This is a genomic window from Armatimonadota bacterium (assembly GCA_013314775.1).
In the GTDB taxonomy this organism is placed as follows: domain Bacteria; phylum Armatimonadota; class Zipacnadia; order Zipacnadales; family JABUFB01; genus JABUFB01.
Map to the genome: position 1 here is coordinate 168,339 of JABUFB010000003.1, position 18,546 is coordinate 186,884.

Sequence of the window (18,546 nt, forward strand, 5' to 3'; positions counted from 1 at the left end):
CGCACCGTTCACGCGTCCTGGAAGGCGCCAGGGACGGCCCAGGCGGCTCGCTCGGCCTGTGTGAACGCCGGGAAGGCGTAGTAGAACCAGACCAGTGCGAACAGAGCGGTCGCGGCAGCGGTCATGGCGAGAATTGCGTTCAGGTAAGCCTCTGGATCAGTCTCCTGAAGCCCTCGGAACAAGTCCTCGATGATGAGGGTGGGGACAAGTACCCCCACCAGCGCCATGAGCGGGGGCGCGATCCGGGCCCGTGTCGCCCTCTGGATGCGGCTGCGTCCACGGTTCATGGCACCGGACAGAGCCTTGCCCTCCACTGTTACCACCTCGCCGCCATGCATGCGCACCAGGGTCTGCAGCGCCTCCAGCACGGGAGCCTTCACGGCGCGCTCTGACCATACCGCGCACGTGATCCCGTCACGGTCCTCCCACTCCAGCCAGAACCGGCGGCCATGCACCAGAAGCCGGCGCAGTTGGGCCGGCGGGATGGTGAACGCGTCCGAGACCCCGGCGAGACTCACTCCACCCGGCCCCACCGCAATCCAGCGCAGACCCCTCGGGCCGCTGCGCGCCAGGAACGAGTCGTCGCTGGTCCCTACATGCTCGCGCGCGATGCGGCGCAGGTCGTTGGTCATGCCGGAGAGCATCAGGAAGGGAAGCAGGAAGACGACGGCCACGATCACCAACACCGCGGCCACGACACCACCAGGGATGTCCCCGCCCCACTGTCTCTGAAGCAGCCACGCGATGAGTAAGCGCAATGAGGCGACCCAGAGGAATGCCAGGGCAACCACAACGAGGGTGATCTTGCCGGCGCGGTCGAAATGAGTGGTCAGCTTCGCCCTCAGCGGGTCAAGGGTTGCGTTCATTGGTATCGCCCCCAGTGCCTGCGATCACTCCCGCACGAGCTCATACCACACAGTCCGGCAGTCGGCCCCGAGGACCAGGGCGCCGTTGGCTGCCTCGACGCGGCGGCCCCTCGTTCCCGAACCATCCAGCGCGTAGGCAACCAGGCCGCCGTCTGCGAAACGCAGCGTCGCGGGGACTGGCTCGGCAACAGTCGGCCCTTTGCCCCAGTTGCGGCCCACGGTGCGGCGCGCTTCGTCCCACACCATGCCCTGGTTCTCCACGCGGCTCATGAGCACCAGCAGCATGCGGCCGGACTCTGCAAGCGACTTGCCGTCCATACTGGTCAGGCCCACCGCCGCCCAGCCGTTTGATGTGTCCCCCAGGGCGATCTCCACGCCCGGCCTGAGATTGAGCGTGGTCCCGGCCACTGAGCCTATGATTGCGCAGGTCCGTTCCGTCTCGACCCGGAAGGGAATGTCTTCCCGGGGTTCCGACGCCCAGGTGATCTCGCCGGTATCCGACTGGATGCTTGCGGTGTCCTGTGGGAGGCTCACCTTTGGGGCCGAGACCTCGCCATCGGGGACGAACTCCACGGCAAGACGATGGCGGATGGATGCGATCCTTGGCACCCCTGCTGCGTCCCAAACGGAACCCGCGCTGTTGCCGTGCTTCGCAAGCAGCGTCACGATCTGATTTTCCGGCACCCGCAGCCGGATCTCCTCGCGGGCCGCACTGACATCCCCGCGCCTGAAGAGATTGGCAGCGATGGGGAACCAGGCGAGCTTCGCGGGGTCGGTGACCATCTGGAAATAGCCGTTGATCCTCGCATCTTCCCACTGGGTCGGAGTCCTGCCGTAGTCGAACTCGAAGATGCCGTCCCAGTCCTGCAGGCCCGCGAAGGCCGCGAGCATTGGCATGCATTCGGCCCGGTAGTCGCCGGGCGCCGGGTGGTTGTACTCGCTCACCGTGAAAGGCAGGCCTGCCACACGGTGCCGGGCGAGAGCGGTCAGCGTATCCCTGCCCGCCGCCGCGGCCATGGATGTATTGCCGATGCTCCAGTTGCCCGGGTCCCAGGGCCGCCCTGGAAAGCTGGGATGCTGCCAGTAGGAGTGCGTGTCCACGTAGTCCAGGCGAGATTCGCGCCAGACGCCACCGATGCCGCCGTAGGATGCCTGGGTATCCACCACCAGCGCCTTCAGGCCCAGTTCGTCCTTGAGCATCCGGTGAAATGGCCGGGTGTAATCCTGCTCGAGCTTGACGAAGAACGCCAGCCAGTCTTCCCAGGCTCGGGCGGTGCTGCTGCGGCTGGAGAAGGCGACGTTGCCCGCTTCAAGCGACTGGTCCTCGCCCAGGCCCCGGATTCCACCGGGACGCAGGCTGATATCCGCCAGCCAGACACTGCCCAGGCTGTTCTGGCAGTTGAAGCTGAAGCGGCTGTGGTTGGGGAGGGTGTCGCGGGCCGTGAAGGTGAAGCTGTGCTCGGTCCAGTTATTGCCGGCCTGCACAGAGGCGGTCAGGCCGTGATCGCGCCAATCGGCTATGTCTCGGCGCGCTCCCACGCTCACGGTGCGCGGCGGGTCGGCCCTGATCTTGAAGGAAAGCGTGTAGACCTGTCCTTCCTTGAGATCATGCCCGGTCTGATGTACCTGGAAATCCCAGGGATTCACGCCGAGGCTGTTCAGCCGCGCGTGAATGGCCTTGCCAACCTCGGGGTCATCGACGATCTCGAATACATCCGTCTGGCGGTTGCGGGTCTCCAGCACCCACTCTTTCGTGCCCTGGGCGAAGTCCCGGTTGCGTACCAGTTCCTCGCCCAGCGGTGCGGAACCCTCATCCCAGGCAGCGCGCAAGGCTTCGGTGGTCTGGTACTTGTCCTTGAGGTAGTCCACCCACATCGCCCGGAGCTGCCCCTTGTACGGCTCCTGCAAGAGATGAAACTCCTGCCCCATGGCGAACTGCAGGGCACTGTTCTCATTGTTCAACTCCACCATCGCGATGCAAGGCTCTTCCACGTAGCGCGTGTTCGTGTAAGGGTTCCGGTGGGTGAGCAGTTCGCGGGCATATGCCTTCTGAAGCTCGATCATCCGCGGCTGCCAGTTGTCCACCCCCTTGTCGTAGCCGGGGAGGGTCTCGGCGTTCTCGAAACCGTCAGCGGCGCCGAACTTGCGCGAGACGTGGAGGTTGATGTTGGAGTAGATCCCATTGAGCTTGAGCTGGTAGATGATCCAGTCCAGGCGGTCAAGCTGCTCCGCGTCTATGTGCTGGCGATCCTGGAACGCCGGATCCCAGATCCCGCGGGGTTTCGTCTGGTTGTCCATGTGATGGAAGCGCACGCAGTTGATTCCCAGAGCAGCCATTCGTCGGGCGATCAGGGGCGCCTGATCTTTGTCCGGGAAAGCGCTGTCGAAAGTCAAGTTTGTGGCAAGGAACCGGATGCGGTTCCCTTGTTCATCCACGAAGTGCCCGCCCCGTGCCTGGATGAAACCCTTTGCGCCTGCCACCGCGTTATTGTAGCCTGACATATTGGCAACGCTGTCCGGGGCGATTTCGCCGATCACGAAGGGGAACCAACCTTCGGGAACCTGGGCGCAGCTTACGCTTGTCAGTACCAGGAGAAACAGCGCGATAGCAAGAAACATGGCAGGCCTCCTGTGCAATGGATAATCGGGAGTCTTCGCTCGGGACGGCCCGCTGACCTCTTGGCCGCGCAGACGGCGACGACGCGCAAGGAGACGATCGATGGCGAAAACCGGCCTGAAAGTCCGGGCTGTGGCGGTCACTGTGCACCAGGGGAAGGTCCTGCTGGTGGAAAGCAACCACTCGCCCGGGAGCTATGTGCCTCCGGGCGGAACTATTGAACACCGCGAACTCGCGTCACAGTGCGCTGCTCGGGAAGTGGCGGAGGAGACCGGGGTCAATGTTAGCATCGGCCGACTCATTGGCATCCGGCAGGCCTTCTGGCCGCAGCGGGATTCGCTGGAGCTGTACTACTCCGCGACGGTGTCGGCCAATGCCCGGAACGCCGCCGGCGGCGGCATCGAGGGGCGCCGTTTCCGCTGGGTCCCGCTTGATGAACTGCATACGGTACCCCATTTCCCGGGCGAACTTGGCACGTTGTGTGCCCTTGCGACAACAGCCGGTGCCGGCGTGGCGGAACTCCCGCCCCTGGACCTCACGCAGACGAAGGACACCGCTGAATGATGGATTCCCTTGCCCGATTCGCGTTCCTGGTCGCCGTCATTACCGTCTGTTCCCTTCCGGCAGGCGCAGCCCCCGGCAGGACCGCCTACCTGTGCAAGATTGGGCAGGCCCCCCGAACGCTGGCGGTCATTCCTGACCACCCACCCAGGGAGGAGCTTGCCGGCCTGCGCCAGTGGGATCTTGTGGCGGTGCAGACCATTGCTCGAGCCGCGCGGGGTGAAGCGCCCCTGTCCGGTGCGGTGGACATGCTCCTGGCGCTGCTCAACGGCGGCCCCTTCGCCGGCGCGTTCCGGGACGAAAGCGCTGCGCCCGATCCATTCCTCGAAATCCGCGCCCGCAGGTTCCTGGATGCGGCCTCGCGGATCCACAGCGGCCTTCCCGCGGACCTGTTGCGCGAGCTCCTCGGGGACGAAGCGCTGGTTGCAGAATTGTCCCAGGACGACAGCGGTTCGGCCCGGCGCGGCGGACATTTCTACTTTGCGCAACGTCTCGGCGCGAGAAGTGACCAGGCGGCGCTGCTGAGGCTCCTGCCCGCGCTCCTGACGACCCGCGGGCACACTTCCGACCGTGAACTTGTGGCGCGCTGCATGTCCCAGTTGGATCGCGGAATTGCCAACAGCGACCTCGCCGATTTGCTATCCCGCACGATCCTGTGGGACCTGCGCCTGTACCTGCTCTACCGGAGCTCTGCCGAGAGCCGGCAGGAAGCGCTGATGCTTGAGGATTCCGCGCTGGAAGCCGAATACCGTGAGACCGTTTCCGCCATGCACTTGCGGTATTTCCTCCTGGGTGCGCGGGAGCGCAAGGATGCGGCACGGCTGTGGGACCAACTTGACGCGGCGGGCTTCATGAAGCGCCACCCCGATTGCGAGTGGGTCGGCTACGCCGCCGCTCTGTGCCGCGAACTGACAAGGGGAACGGTGCTCGTGGTGGATGGTGACACCTCGCCGGTGCTCCTGCGCACCGGGAATACCGTGCCACTGACCTACACTGTCGCGCCGGGGGAAGCAGCCAGCTTCGCCCGCTTGAGCGTGCCGGACAGCGACCTGCCGCCGGGCATGAGCTGGCAGGAGGAGCCGGCGGTTGTGGAATACCCAGAGCCGATTTCCGGGAAGCCTTGGCCCTCGGGGCTTCGGTTCTCCGCGGTATTCACGAAGCCGGGCTCATACGCCCTCAGCCTTCGGCCGGAGATAGCGGGCATTCCATTGCCGGTGATCTCGCATCCCATACAGGTGCAGGACGCGAGTGCAGCCTCGCGGCCGGAACAGGCGCCCGAATCAAGCGGTCTGGAGCGACTGGCCTTGCAGGTCCCGGTCAACATCCCCGGATATGAGCCCTTCTCCGAGCCATCGCCCACCGGGGATGGAGTCTTGTACGGGGTACGCAGGTTCATCCCTCTGTCTGATGGGCAGCACGGGATGGAGCACCAGGTGATGTATGAAATCCATGTGGGTCCCGCTGGAGCGATGCCGCCCGAAGTGGCCTATTGCGACCCGAAGCCCGGTCCCGGGGCGAGTGCCCGGGAGCAGATCCTCGCGCAGGCGCTGGAGAACGTCTCGCAGTTGGTCGGGGAGGGTTTCGCGCTGGCACCTGGTCGTGCGAGGGTGGTGGGGCGAGACTGCTGGGTGGGCAGGCAGGGCAAGGGACAGGACGATCGCTACTACTATGTACTCTGCCGGGGAAGGCAGCAGTATTACAAGCGCAACACCGCCTTCCTGTACCAGACCTTCTGGGATGCGCTCATCGGCGAACAGCCCGTCTACGACGCGCGACAGGTGCAGGCAGACACAGAGGCGGTTGCCGAGGCGGTGCTGGGCGCGCTTCAGGTTATCGGGGGAGCGAGTGAGCAGAGACCGACCGCTGTCGGGCCCATCGCGCGGGGCAGAGCCGTGGAATTCCTGGACCAGGCACGGGCGATACTTGAGACCGACGGCGACCTCGTGCGCAGGCTCGATCTGACCGCGGCCACCTGGAAGCAGAAGCGTCTCGAGAACGCCGCGGCCGCGCAGACAGTGGCCGAGGACATTGTGGGCGGCTATGATATGCTGGCCGCGCAGGTCGAGGCGATGGTTCCGCCTGACGACGCCCTGACGAGTGTGCTGGATGACGTGAAGGCGGTGATCAGCATCGGTGTGGCGGCCTCGCGGCTCGTGGAGAAGGGCATGCGCTCCGGCGAGGAAGAGAAGGTTGACCGGGGCATGGCTCTCCTGCACGGCCACGATCCCGAACGCCAGCGCCTGCGTACCCAGAGCATGACGCTGAAGCTGGAATACGCCGAACGATGAGGGCGGCGCGTGGCGTTCAGTCTTCGTCGCCAACCGGCGGGTATCGGCGTTTGAGGTCCTCAGCGGCGGCTTTCGTGGCCTCAAAGTCGCCTGTTTCGTCGGCAACGCCCCGCACGATCATAGTGTAGTCCAGTTTCTGCCCGGCTTCGAATGTCTCCGGTTGCCCCACCCGGCGCGTGTAGAACTTGTGGTAGCGCTCCAGGTCCCAGATCATGGTGTGGCTGCCTTTGCCAGTGGCGACCTTCGGTGTGTATGCCAGAATCCCGATGCCCATGTTCGGCTCATACTGGGCGACCCACCGGGTGTCCTTCATCACCTCATTGCCCTCGTTATTGAAGTCCCCGCCGATGGTCTCCCCGTCCGGCAGTTCGGCCAGCCATTTCGACGTGGTTCCCTGCCAGCAGTGCATGAACAGGTACATGATTTTGAGGTCGAAGGTCTCCAGGGCCTCGAGTTCCTGGCGCTCGATCACCTCGTCATCGGTGACAGTGACGGTGGCCCGCGCCCTGAACTTGTGGATGGTTGAGTCCTTGATCAACTCGATGCGGCTGCCCGTGTACTCCTTGTCGATCTCAATGGGTGTCTCCACACCGTCCACCAGCAGCTTCACCGCATGGACGATCTCGCGGCCCCCTTCGGTGTGCCCGGTGCCGATGAAATTCCCGCCAACCGGGATCAATACGGTCCCGTAGAAGCCGTTCGAATGGCCGATGAGGTGATCGCGGTACGTGAAATCGTAGATGGTCCAGGCCTGTTTCGCGGAGAAGCGGATCGTATAATCCCGGGTTTTCGCGGTAATGAAGCCCTCTTCCGGCACGCCCTCGCCATAGAGCCGTCCCACGTTCTCGTTGACCTCTTGCGGGGGGAAGCGGGCCTGGAGTTCGCCGGCAACCTGCACGGCCACGTCCTTCCAGTTGTCCGCGCCCGCGTTGAAGGGGCGCAGGACCAGGAGCGCAGAGATCTCCTTGCCCGCCTCCAGTTTGCCGGAGGCAGGCTGCATCAGGAGCTTGCGGTATGCGGGCTGATCCCAGAAACGGGTATCCGCACCCGCGCCGGGAGTCACTTCGGGGAAGTAGACTACCACCCCGACGCCCTTCTCCAGGTCAAACTCCGCGCCCCAGCGGATCGAGCGATTGACGAGATTCGCGGCGGAACTGCTGAAGGCGCCCTCCATCAGTTGTCCCTGGAGCGGCTGGGCGATCCACTGATCCATGTCGGGGGTCAGCGAATACGCGAAGGCATAGAAGGGGTTCGCCGAGACCTCCTGCAGCACCCGGAAATAGTGGCGCTGGATCATGGTGTCCTTCTCGAAAGTGGTGGTGGCCACATGGGCCACCCGGTCGATGATCGAGGCCTTGCGGACAGTGACGCACTCGCCGGCGATGGTCTCCGGCAGCGCACCCTCCAACGCCTTGCCGTCCACAGAGACCGCGAGCAGCAGCGGGGTCTCGCCGCCTTTCATGGACGAGCCGAACCACTCCCCGCCGGACAGCTGGTACACCGCGCCCTGGCTGCCGGCAGGAACAAGAAGCCTCTTGCCGTCGAAGTCCAGAGAGGTGATTGTCCAGCCGGCCTTGGCGGTCATGGTGACGGCGAGGTTTTCGGTATTCACAGTGAACTGGCCTTCCGGCACCTGTGCGAAGGCTGCGGAGGCGAGGAGGAGGACGGCAAGTGTCAGTCGCATCGGTGTCACCTCGGTCTCAGTCTTTGCGGTCGGCTACTCCCACCCGCTGAAGGCGACCTTGATGGCCTCGCGGTTCTCAAGCAGCGCCATGCCCTCGTCATAGCGGGTGTACGGAAGCACGTGGGTCAGGATCGCCCGGGTGTCCAGTTCGCCCTTGGCCAGCATCGCCGCCGCACGCCGCAGGCAGTTGACCTGCACGTCGCCCCGCCAGTGGTACGGAAGGATGGGAATGGACCGCAGCCACTCGCGCTTGCCCCATTCCACCGAGCCGTGGGGCACCGAGAAAACGTGGAACGCCTCGCGGGCGATCTCCATGGCATTGCGCATGCCCGCCGGGTGGCCCGAGCAGTCATATCCCAGCTGGCATCCCTCAGCGATGACGCGGTTCAAGGCGTCGGTGTCCGTGGGGTCAATCACTTCATCAGCGAAAGGCCGCGTTGCCTCCAGGCGCATGGGGATGGTGTCCAGGCCGATGACCTTTGACGCCCCACGAGCCTTGGCGACCTGAACGTGGAGGATTCCGGCTGGTCCGAGGCCCACGATGGCCACCGACTTGCCCGCGATGTCTCCGGCCATGTCCAGCGATCGCACCGCGCACTGGGCCATCTCGAGCGGTGCGCAGAGCACCAGGTCAAGTGCTGGGTCGAGTTTTGCCACCTGCGCCGCAGGGCGGGTGATGTGGGTCGCATGGGCGTCGTTCTCCGGTCCCCGCAGGCTGGGATGCACCGCGACGTGATCGCCTACCTGCAGATCAGTCACTTGCGCGCCGAGGGCCACAACCACACCGGCCGCTTCATGGCCCGGGCTGCCTGGGTTCTGGGGGTAGATAGGGTGCCCCGGGCGGTCGAAGATGTCGCGCCCGCGCCAGGTATTGAGCTCCCAGTTGGTGCACGTGGCGCAGGCCTTCACCTCGATGAGCACTTCATCTTCGGCAGGCTCGAGCATAGGCAGTTCCACAATCTCGAACTTACCCGGCGCGGTAACCTGGATAGCCTTCATTGTGTCGGGCATGTTGTCTCCGATCTCCTCTTGTGTAAGGCGTGTCTGGCTGGACGGCGAGGCGCAGAGCCGAACGGCCGGTAAGGGGCCCGCGAGCGATCATTCGGGGCAAGGCCGCGCTTACAGAGGGCGACGGCCGACTCACTCCTGCCAGTTCAGCAGCACTCCCACGAAGTCGTCGCTCTTGTCCCAGATCATCCGGTAGGCCTGGTCCGCGCGGCTACCCGGGAACTCGTGGGTGATCAGCTCCTTGACCTTGAGCTTCCCTTGGCGCACCCAGTCCAGGGTGGCCTCCATGCGGGGCCGGGTCCATCCCGCCATGCCCCAGCAGGTGATCTCCTTGTCATGCAGCCACTGGATGTTCATCAGGTGCTCACCCTCGGGGTGATAGCCGTTGAAGACCAGATGCCCATCATGGCGCAGGAGCTTGAAAGCCAACTCGATATTGCGCAGCAGGCCCACGGCCTCGTCCACAATGTCCACGCCACCGGGGAAGCGGTCGCGTACCAGGGCCTCGATGTCCACCTCGCGGGTGTTCACTGTCTCATCCGCAGAATGCTCAGCAGCCACGGCAAGGCGCTTCGCGCGATGACCACAGAGGATCACGTATGCGCCCCTGGCGCGGAAAGTCTGTGCGGCCCATTGCCCGACCAGGCCGTCGCCGATGACCACCACGGTGGACCCCTCACCTGCCGGAGGACGAGTGCCGCCGTTGTAGCCTACCTGGGTGAGAACGAGACCGGCCACGTCCACAGAGTCCACATCATCGGGCACCGGGTAGCACTGCTCGGCGTGGGTGACAGCGAGCTCCGCATGGCTCCCCCAGGATGTCTCGTATGGCTCTTCAAAACGCGAGACCGTGGCGGCAACGCGCTGCCCGGGTCGGAGGTTGGTGACATCGGCCCCAATTTGCTCAATGACCCCCATGCGCTGGTACCCCGGCACCCAGGGGAAATGCATCCGGGTGGGCTGTCCGGGACTGTGGAACCGCCCCGCCCACACCCAGCTTTCCGTGCCGTTGCTGATGATGGAGTATTCGGACCGGATGAGCACCTCGTTGCGGCCGGGATTAGGGACGGGGATTTCCCGCACCTCGACTTCGCCGGGTGCTGTGAAGACAGCGGCTTTGCTGGTGGTTGACATTCACTGGCCTCCTGCGCGACGGGCAAAGGAAACGAACCGACCTGCCCTGTTCTGGCAGGTCGGTTCGTGATGCGCTGCGGGTCTACCTGCAAGGCAGGCGTCAGACGTTGTGCTTCAGCCAGACCAGGCACTTCTCGTAGCCCACGCCGTCAGCTTCCTTGCCCTCATACTCGGCGGTCCAGGCGTAGTCGTACCCGGCTTCCTTGAGAACTTCCACAGCGAGCTTCAAGTTGATTTCGCCATTGCCAAGGTCTTTGCCCTTGTATTCGGCGCGGGATCCGAATCCATCCTTCATGTGGGTATGCATGACCCACGGGGCGACTTCCCGGTAGAACTGATCGCACTCTTCCAGGGAATTGCCGAACCAGCGGACGTTCATGGTGTCCAGGTTGCTGCCGACGAACTCGGGCTCATCCACTTCCCGCAACAGGCCGAGCATCGTGGGGATGTGATTGGTCACATAGCCGTGGTTGTCAATGGCGAACTTCATGCCCATTTCCTTGACGAAGGGCAGGCAAGCGCGGATACAGGTGGCCATTGCCTCGACCCACTTGTCCTCGGGAACTGCTTCTTTGGGCTGCCCGCCCTCGGTCCGGATCACCTTGCAGCCCATGAACTGGGCGATGTCACAGATGGTCTTCATACGGGCGGCTTGCTTGTCGATGTTTTCGGAGTCGAGATACACGAAGTCATTGCCCGAAGCAATGGCGCTGACGACCATGCCGTACTTTTCGACGAGGCGCTTCCCCTCGGTTGCCGACTCTTGCCATGGCAGCGATTCGTCCGGCCACAGGTCGCGGATCTGCAGCTCGGTGCTCTCGAACCCGGCGCCGGATGCCCACGCGAGGAACTCCTCGAGATTGGCTCCCGGAGCGTTGTAGTGAATGACTCCCAGCATACCCATGATAGTTGTCTCTCCTTGCATCGTTCGCATTACGCCAGGGGATATTGCGCCGCCGAGGCCGGAGGGACCTCCCTGTTCAGGGGAGATGTGGAACCTATAGAAATGATGAGCGTTAGCAATAGAATACATGTAGCGTTGAAAGAGCGTATCGCAGTATAATTCAAAATCCGGCCTCGCGATGGCGGGGACACGTTCCGGCGTACAATCTCGCAGGAGGTATAGGCAATGCGTCGCGGTTTCACCCTCATTGAACTGCTGGTGGTCATCGCAATTATCGCGATCCTCGCAGCGATCCTGTTCCCGGTTTTCGCCCGGGCGCGGGAGAAGGCCCGCCAGGCAAGTTGTTCGTCGAATCTGAAGCAAATCGGCCTGGCCATGATGATGTACTGCCAGGACTATGACGAGAAGTACTGCAGCGTGTACGACGATGGCAATGGCTACCCGGCCGGCCGCATCATCTGGGCCGACAAGATTCTGCCGTATGTCAAGAACCGCCAGATTTTCGCTTGCCCGTCCATGGACATCAACATCGAGGCCCAGCCGGCGGGCCTGTGGCCGGGAAGCCTCCAGGCGACCCGCTACCAGATGCCGATGACCCACGTGTTCCCTGAAGGCTGGACCAGTCCCGCGTCCATGGGGTCTTTCAAAGCTCCGGCCGAGACGGTGATGATCCTCGAGTCCAGCAATGCGTGGTGGCAGCACTACTGCAACATCCACGTGACTGCGCCCATGGGTGTCTACAATTCCAACGGAACCGACTACATCAATGGCGGACTCAACGAGCGCACGTGGCCGTGGCACAATGACGGCCTGAACGTGGCTTTCAACGACGGGCACGTCAAGTTCATGAAGATCAGCGCACTGGCTGATCCGACCCAGGCCAATCTCTGGCACCGGCAGTAATCGCGCGCAGACCGATGCAGCAAGAGACGGGGAGCCCGCACGGTGCAGGCTCCCCGTTGTCGTACATGCAAGGCGTCTGAGGCGTCAGGCGCGGAACATTACCAGCAGCATCTTGAAGGGCTTCACGGCCTCAACGCTGTGGGGCACGTCGGCAGGCATCACGATCATTTCCCCGGTGCCTACCGTGAAGGGGTCTGCGCCGACCACGATCCTCGCCTCTCCATCCAGCACGTAGACATGCGCGTCATAAGGTGCGGAATGGGTGCTCAGGCGCTGTCCGGCGTCAAAGGCAAAGACCGTCAGTGTGCCGACGTCCGTATCGGCTACCGTGCTGCTGACGATGGAGTCCTTCGCATACTGAACCCGGTCAGCCACGTTGAACAGACACGCCTCGTGGGTCTTGTCTCCCGCGCAGCAGCCGCAGCCGCCGTCCTGCATTTCCTCGCAATCCTTGTGTGGGCAATCGCTACTCATTAGGACCCCTCCTGTAGCCCCGCGGGGCGGAATATGATCAGGTCAGACCGTCTGCCGTCCGCGAACCTCGCCGTCCACGCCGAGCGTCACCACTTCGACGGGAAGCTGCTTGCCTGCAAGCGCCAGCGCCGCCCGGACCACGTTCACCAGCCCGCCGCAGCAGGGCACTTCCATCCGGGCAAGTGTGATTGACCGAATGTCATTTTGCTGGAAGATCGCCGCGAGCTTCTGCACATGCGGGCCCGTGTCATCGAGTTTCGGGCACCCTTGCAGGACTACGCGTCCGGGTACCAGATCGCTGTGGAAGCCGCCGTAGGCGAAGGGGACGCAGTCGGCGCTGATGAGCAGGTCGGCTTCCCGCAGGTACGGCGCATTGGGGGGAACCAGGGCTAGCTGGGTCGGCCAGTTCGTGAGGGCCGAAGGAGCGCTTTGCGAGAGCCGCACGGCAGGCGCTCGCTCCAGCTTCCGGGCCTGAGCGGAAGGGCACCCGCACGGGAGCTTATCCTTACCGCTGATGGCATCGAGCATCCCCTGAACCGACGGGCACGCAGCAGGAGCCGGTTTCCCGTGCTGCACGAGATGCTCCTGAACCGCCGCTTCATCATAGGGCGCTGCTTCGCGCACCTCGAAGCTGATGGCGCCCCGGGGGCATTCGCCCAGGCAGTCGCCCAGACCATCGCAGTAATCGTCCCGCACCAGCTTCGCCTTGCCGTTCACAAGTTGGATCGCGCCCTCATGGCAGGCATCCACGCACAGGCCACAGCCGTCGCACTTGTCTTCATCAATCTTGATGATCTTGCGGGTCACCAGTGTGCTCATTATCTCTCACCTCGCCGGGTTGTTCTTGACTGTCTGCATCTTACCCGTCGGGGGGAACGGCTACTTTGACCTGAGTCAAGAGCAGTGAAAATGTGTGTGGAGAGCCGCACTGGAAGATTGGCATCGCGATCCGCTGCCGTCCCCGGTCGGCAATCTCTTCAGCCTTCGCGTCCCGGCAGGACGCCCGGCCGAAGGCCCCCAGACCCGGGTTGAAACACGGGGGGTCTGCCGCCCCCTTCGGGGGCTCTTATAATTTGGAGGGGGGCCCTGATTCCACCAGCTGACGCTGGTGGCAAGAGACTGACGCCCCTGCGGGGCTGGACGGCAACGGCAAACGGCGTCGGCCGTCCCCATCAATCGCGTAGGCCGCCCGCCCCGGTCGGCAGTCGTTATTGGAGACGAGGCAATCTCCTCGGCCTTTGCGTCCGGCAGGACGCCCGGCCGAAGGCCCCCAGACCCGGGTTGAAACACGGGGGGTCTGCCGCCCCCTTCGGGGGCTCTTATAATTTGGAGGGGGGCCCTGATTCCACCAGCTCACGCTGGTGGCAAGAGGCTGACGCCCCTGCGGGGCTGGACGGCAACGGCAAACGGCGTCGGCCGTCCCCATCAATCGCGTAGGCCGCCCGCCCCGGTCGGCTGTCGTTATTGGAGACGAGGCAATCTCCTCGGCCTTTGCATCCGGCAGGACGTCCGGCCGAAGGCCCCCAGACCCGGGTTTCAACCCGGGGCACCGATCCGGGGCGTCTGCCGCCCCCTTCGGGGGCTCTTATAATCTCGAAGGAGGGGGCCTGATTCCACCAGCTTACGCTGGTGGCAAAGGGCTTCCGCCCCTGCGGGGCTGGACGGCAACGGCAAACGGCCTTGGGCGGCAAACGGCAAACGGCGTCGACCGTCCCCATCAATCGCGTAGGCCGCCCGCCCCGGTCGGCAGTCGTTATTGGAGACGAGGCAATCTCCTCGGCCTTTGCGTCCGGCAGGACGCCCGGCCGAAGGCCCCTAGCCCCGGGTTTCAACCCGGGGCACCAACCCGGGGCATCGACGCGCCCGCAGGCGGAGGTCGGATTTCTGCCGCCCCCTTCGGGGGCTCTTATAATCTGGAGGGGGGCCCTGATTCCACCAGCTTACGCTGGTGGCAAGAGGCTGACGCCCCTGCGGGGCTGGACGACAAACGGCAACGGCCTGTCGAGCGGGACGCTCAGCCTTCGCGTCCCGTCAGGACGCCCGGCCGAAGGCCCCCAGACCCGGGTTTCAACCCGGGGCACCAACCCGGGGCGTCAACCCGGAGCGTCAACCTACTACGCGTCCGGCAGGACGCCCGGCCGCAGGCCCCTAGCCCCGGGTTTCAACCCGGGGCGTCAACCCGGGGCATCAACGACCTGAAGGTCGGCAGCGTGACACCCCCCCAAGGCCTCCGTTCTCACCCCAGGACGTCCCGTGCGACCTGCATTGCTTCGTCCACCAGCGCCCGGGCTTTGCGGGTGGTGTCGTGCTCGGCGATGAACCGCACGATCGGTTCGGTGTTACTGGGCCGGACATGCACCCAGGAGCCGTCCGGGTAACGCACCCGCACACCGTCGTCGTCGCGCTTGTCTCGTTGGGGCACATCTGCCGCAAGCAGGTGCCTGAACACCGCCTTGAGCACTTTGTTCTGCTGGCGGAGCGACCCGAACCGCATGCTGTCTTTCACGATGACGCAAGGCGGCAGCACGCTCCTGCGCCAGTGGTCCAGGAGCAGGCGTTCATCGCCGGGGCGCTGCAGGTCGCCCCTGTCCCGGCTCAGTTTCCAGCGCGCAAGGCCCTGCAGGATGAGTGCGATGGAGTTCAGGCTGTCGCGACAGTATTGGTTGCGACCGTCGATGATGCCGCCGCCGCCCTCGCCACCGAAGGCGAAGACATCCGCGCCAGGATGTCCGCGCCGTGCGTTCTCCAGGAGTTCCTGCAGCTTGAGCACCACGTTGACCTCGCCCACCGGGGACCTATCGAAATCGAACCCGTAATCTTCCGCCACCTGCTCGATCATGCGGCTGGTGGAGGTGTTGCAGGCCATGACTACATGCTGCCCGTTTTCGCGGGCCTGGGCTGCCACCGATGCCGCTCCCAGCGCCAGGGTGTACTCCTCCCCAATTGCCATGCCCCGCACACCGCTCTTTCCCGGCACGCAGGCTGCGATGGACACCCGGTCAGCGTCGGGGTCCTGGGAGAACCCGATGTGATAGCCAAGCTCGGCCACCCGCGCCGCAAGTTGTTTCATGTGCGCGGGCACCGGTTCGGGCTTATGGGTGAACCGGCCTGTCGGCTCAGCGTTCATAACATCCAGCTTCGCCACGCCGAGACGGGAAAGCAGATCCCCGGCACACAGACACCCTGCGCCGTTGTTGCAGTCGATGACCACTGTCAGTTGCGCGCGGCGAATCAGGTCGCAGTCCACGAGGGAGGCAATCCGCTCGACGTGGCGCTCCATCGCCCCGCCGGCGCACTCGATCGCGCCGATCTTGTCATACGCGACGGTCGAGAAAAGCCCCTTGCGCCAGGCCGCGATGACCTCTTCTGCCTGATCGGGGAACAGGATGATGCCGTCAGGGCGGTAGAACTTCAGACCGTTCTCGTCCTCCGGATTATGACTGGCACTGATGTAAACGCCGCCCGAGAGTGTGTCATCGAAGCGAATCGCGGTTTGGAAAGCGGGCACCGGAAGGACCCCGAAGTCCACGACATCCCGGCCGCTCTGGCACAGCCCGGCAACCACTGCGGCGCGCAGCATCTCCCCGGTGACCCGGGTGTCGCGGCCCAGGGCGATGCGCCGGCCGGGCGACCATCCCGCGAAAGCCCGGGCGAATTCCAGGGCGACTTGTACGGTCAGCCCCTGGCCGACCACCCCTCGCACTCCAGAGATTCCCACTTTCAGATCGAGATCGTCTGCCACTGTCGCCAACTCCTCCTTCCGCATGTGTCCTGTGGCACAGCGTCCGTGAAGGCCTGCGAGCCTTCCGGCGCGAATAGGAGTGTACACGATACCGGGCCGCCGTCAATGCGCCCGGCGGAGGATGACCCACGTGCTGACAAGAGCAATTCCCCTGTGCGTGACTCTTCTCGCGCTGTGCGTCGCAGCGTGGTGCGCCGACATCACCTGGACCAATTTCGGCCCCGGCGGCGGAGGGTGGATCCAGTCCATTGCCTGCGACCCGCGAGACCCCAACGTGCTCTATGTGGGCTGCGATGTGGGCGGGTTCTACCTCTCCACAGATGGCGGGCAATCGTGGCGCATCCAGAACCAGGGGCTCAATGACGCCTTCGTGGAATGCCTGGCGGTGAGCCCTCAAGATAACAAGGTCATCCTCCTCGGCATGGAGGGAGGCGTATTCAAGTCCACCGACGGCGGGAGCACGTGGCAGTGGAAGAGGCAGGGCTTCCCCGAGCCTCAGCGTTACGCCTTCTCCGCACCCATTGGCGGCCTGTGTTTCGATCCGACCGACCCGAATACCGTATACGCAGGCATCGGCCGGCCCCGCTGGCAGAAGGACGGCAAGGGTCATATCTACAAGAGCGTCGATTGTGGCGAGTCCTGGGCGCTGGTGACGCCGGAGGGAATGCTTCCCGCGGATGCGATCGTCTGCGACATCGAGGTGGCGCCTGACGGCGCATATGTGCTGGCGGCCACAAACCGCGGAGTGTTCCGGAGCGAGGACAAGGGCGCCACGTGGGTGAGTTCCGGCGTCGGCCTGGATCACCCGCACGTGTTGGAAATGGCTATCGCGCCTTCGGACCCACGCATCGTCTACTGCACGCTGCAGACCACCGCGCGAGACGAGGAGCCCTGGAACGGCGGGGTGTTCCGCTCGGAGGATGGCGGCAAGACCTGGACACGGCGCAGTAAGGGATTGGACCAGCGTGTGGATTCCCGCAACAAGCCCGCCCCTATGAACTCCATCTACAAGGAAATCGTGGTGGACCCGCGCGATGCCAACGTGGTGTACGTCGGCGGCGCGTCGTGGGTGAGTGCAGGGGTGTTCAAGAGCACCGACGGGGGGATGAACTGGGCGCGGAGCAGTTGGCATTTCGGCGATCAGGCCAACATGGATCGTGGCTGGATCACTCAATGGGGCCCGAGCGTGGAGTGCCTGGCGATTTCCCCGGCCAACCCCGATCTGCTGGTGTTCGGCACCTCCGGCCATGTATACCTGACCGATGACGCGGGGCAGACCTGGCAGCAGCGCTACTGCCGCCAGTTCGAAGACGGGCGTTTCACGGGCACCGGGCTGGAAGTCACGTGCATGTTTGACGTGGTGCTCGACCCGGTTGACCCCGCGCGCGGGTACTTCTGCTTCTATGACATCGGCCTGCTCATCAGCGATGACGGCGGCAGGACTTTCCGCCGCAGCGCCGAGGGAATGAAGAACGCCGGCAACTGCTTCACCGTGGTGGTTGACCCTGCCGACAACGCGAAGCTCTGGGCCTGCAGCGGGCAGTGGGGGTCCAACGTGGGCGATGTTTGCCGCAGCACTGACCGCGGCGCGACCTGGACGGTAGTTGGCGAACCCCGGACCGGCCTGCCTGTGGGCCAGACGCGCTCCCTGGTGCTGGATCCGGCTTCCCCGGAAGGCTCGCGCACGCTGTACGTCACCTGCAACGGCCACGGGGTCTTCAAGAGCACCGACGATGGCCTTTCGTGGTCAGCGATCAACGCCGGCCTGCCTGAGAAGGCCGTCACGCAGCCGTGCCGCCTGGTGATGAACCCGGCTAATCCGGAGCACCTGCGAGTGGCACTGGGCGGCAATCCTCTCAACGGTGCGGGAATCTACGAGACCACCGATGGCGGCGCGAACTGGACCAGGATCAGCACCTATGCGCCTTTCGGGGACCTGAAGGACTTCGTGGCTGATCCCCGGGATTTCGCCACCCTGTATATCTGCCAGCGCGAGAAGTACGACCGCACACTGTCCCCGCCGCAGTTGCTCCCCGGCGGGCTGTTCAAGAGCACCGACGGTGGGAAGACCTGGGCGCGCGTCTATGACTATCACTTCACCAACTGCGTCGCGGTGAGCCCAGCAGATAGTCAGGTGCTGTATGTCGGGACTACCGACCATCCGTACCATGATGCCAACATTGCGCAGGGCGTGCTGAAGTCCTCGGACGGCGGCGCAACCTGGCAGCAGGAAATTGAGGGCATGACCTGGCCCAATGTCTCGTGTATATCCGTCGACCCCCACGACCCGTCGCGCATTTTCGCGGGTGTGGGGGGCAATGGCGGGTTCGTCGGGATCGACCGCGAAATCCAGGCCCGGTAGGCC

The 18,546-nt window shown here is 64.3% G+C and carries 13 protein-coding genes; 4 read left to right on the forward strand and 9 right to left on the reverse strand.

Features of this window, described 5'->3' with window-relative positions; genetic code table 11:
* Nucleotides 1-8: 8 nt before the first annotated feature.
* Together HPY44_03505 and HPY44_03510 are read right to left on the reverse strand one after the other, a co-directional pair.
* Nucleotides 9-866, reverse strand: coding sequence for a hypothetical protein (locus tag HPY44_03505; GenBank protein ID NSW55056.1), 858 nt, complete (start codon nt 864-866; stop codon nt 9-11).
* Nucleotides 867-890: 24 nt separating this feature from the next.
* On the reverse strand, nt 891-3,485 hold the full coding sequence (locus HPY44_03510) for a carbohydrate binding domain-containing protein (protein NSW55057.1): 2,595 nt from the start codon (nt 3,483-3,485) through the stop codon (nt 891-893).
* 100 nt (nt 3,486-3,585) lie between these two features.
* Between HPY44_03510 and HPY44_03515 the strand changes: the two genes are divergently transcribed.
* Nucleotides 3,586-4,047: an NUDIX domain-containing protein gene (locus HPY44_03515; protein NSW55058.1), complete on the forward strand. Its 462-nt coding sequence runs from the start codon at nt 3,586-3,588 to the stop codon at nt 4,045-4,047.
* Nucleotides 4,044-6,332 (forward strand): hypothetical protein, encoded by a 2,289-nt coding sequence (locus HPY44_03520; GenBank protein ID NSW55059.1) that lies wholly within the window; start codon nt 4,044-4,046, stop codon nt 6,330-6,332. Before HPY44_03515 ends, HPY44_03520 begins: the two co-directional genes overlap by 4 nt.
* A 16-nt stretch (nt 6,333-6,348) precedes the next feature.
* Here HPY44_03520 and HPY44_03525 read toward each other — a convergent pair whose 3' ends face one another.
* The 4 genes from HPY44_03525 to HPY44_03540 form a co-directional block, all read right to left on the reverse strand.
* On the reverse strand, nt 6,349-8,016 hold the full coding sequence (locus HPY44_03525; GenBank protein NSW55060.1) for a hypothetical protein: 1,668 nt from the start codon (nt 8,014-8,016) through the stop codon (nt 6,349-6,351).
* Nucleotides 8,017-8,049: 33 nt separating this feature from the next.
* Nucleotides 8,050-9,027, reverse strand: a complete 978-nt coding sequence (locus HPY44_03530; protein ID NSW55061.1) for an alcohol dehydrogenase catalytic domain-containing protein — start codon at nt 9,025-9,027, stop codon at nt 8,050-8,052.
* Nucleotides 9,028-9,156: 129 nt separating this feature from the next.
* Entirely contained in the window at nt 9,157-10,158 is a 1,002-nt protein-coding gene (locus HPY44_03535) for a zinc-binding dehydrogenase (GenBank protein NSW55062.1), read from the reverse strand.
* A 100-nt stretch (nt 10,159-10,258) separates the two neighbouring features.
* Nucleotides 10,259-11,062: a sugar phosphate isomerase/epimerase gene (locus HPY44_03540; protein NSW55063.1), complete on the reverse strand. Its 804-nt coding sequence runs from the start codon at nt 11,060-11,062 to the stop codon at nt 10,259-10,261.
* A 225-nt stretch (nt 11,063-11,287) separates the two neighbouring features.
* On the opposite strand from HPY44_03540, the gene HPY44_03545 reads away from it, so the two are divergent.
* A complete protein-coding gene (locus HPY44_03545; GenBank protein NSW55064.1) occupies nt 11,288-11,965 on the forward strand; it encodes a DUF1559 domain-containing protein in 678 nt (225 codons plus the stop codon).
* 84 nt (nt 11,966-12,049) lie between these two features.
* Here the strand turns inward: HPY44_03545 and HPY44_03550 are convergent, their stop codons facing one another.
* The 3 genes from HPY44_03550 to HPY44_03560 all read right to left on the reverse strand — a co-directional run bounded on the left by HPY44_03550 (nt 12,050) and on the right by HPY44_03560 (nt 16,181).
* Nucleotides 12,050-12,403, reverse strand: coding sequence for a cupin domain-containing protein (locus tag HPY44_03550; GenBank protein ID NSW55065.1), 354 nt, complete (start codon nt 12,401-12,403; stop codon nt 12,050-12,052).
* Nucleotides 12,404-12,481: 78 nt separating this feature from the next.
* Nucleotides 12,482-13,246 (reverse strand): 4Fe-4S binding protein, encoded by a 765-nt coding sequence (locus HPY44_03555; protein NSW55066.1) that lies wholly within the window; start codon nt 13,244-13,246, stop codon nt 12,482-12,484.
* Nucleotides 13,247-14,675: 1,429 nt separating this feature from the next.
* Nucleotides 14,676-16,181 carry a hypothetical protein gene (locus tag HPY44_03560; GenBank protein ID NSW55067.1) on the reverse strand — a complete coding sequence of 502 codons (1,506 nt, stop codon included), beginning with the start codon at nt 16,179-16,181 and terminating at the stop codon, nt 14,676-14,678.
* Nucleotides 16,182-16,311: 130 nt separating this feature from the next.
* Between HPY44_03560 and HPY44_03565 the strand changes: the two genes are divergently transcribed.
* Nucleotides 16,312-18,543, forward strand: a complete 2,232-nt coding sequence (locus tag HPY44_03565) for a hypothetical protein (protein NSW55068.1) — start codon at nt 16,312-16,314, stop codon at nt 18,541-18,543.
* Nucleotides 18,544-18,546 lie beyond the last annotated feature (3 nt).

Coding starts and splice junctions, on each gene's coding strand:
- HPY44_03550 (NSW55065.1), bottom strand. CDS start 12,403: ATGCAGGACGGCGGCTGCGGCTGCTGCGCGGGAGACAAGACCCACGAG.
- HPY44_03540 (NSW55063.1), bottom strand. CDS start 11,062: ATGGGTATGCTGGGAGTCATTCACTACAACGCTCCGGGAGCCAATCTC.
- HPY44_03535 (NSW55062.1), bottom strand. CDS start 10,158: ATGTCAACCACCAGCAAAGCCGCTGTCTTCACAGCACCCGGCGAAGTC.
- HPY44_03515 (NSW55058.1), top strand. CDS start 3,586: ATGGCGAAAACCGGCCTGAAAGTCCGGGCTGTGGCGGTCACTGTGCAC.
- HPY44_03530 (NSW55061.1), bottom strand. CDS start 9,027: ATGCCCGACACAATGAAGGCTATCCAGGTTACCGCGCCGGGTAAGTTC.
- HPY44_03525 (NSW55060.1), bottom strand. CDS start 8,016: ATGCGACTGACACTTGCCGTCCTCCTCCTCGCCTCCGCAGCCTTCGCA.
- HPY44_03520 (NSW55059.1), top strand. CDS start 4,044: ATGATGGATTCCCTTGCCCGATTCGCGTTCCTGGTCGCCGTCATTACC.
- HPY44_03545 (NSW55064.1), top strand. CDS start 11,288: ATGCGTCGCGGTTTCACCCTCATTGAACTGCTGGTGGTCATCGCAATT.
- HPY44_03510 (NSW55057.1), bottom strand. CDS start 3,485: ATGTTTCTTGCTATCGCGCTGTTTCTCCTGGTACTGACAAGCGTAAGC.
- HPY44_03505 (NSW55056.1), bottom strand. CDS start 866: ATGAACGCAACCCTTGACCCGCTGAGGGCGAAGCTGACCACTCATTTC.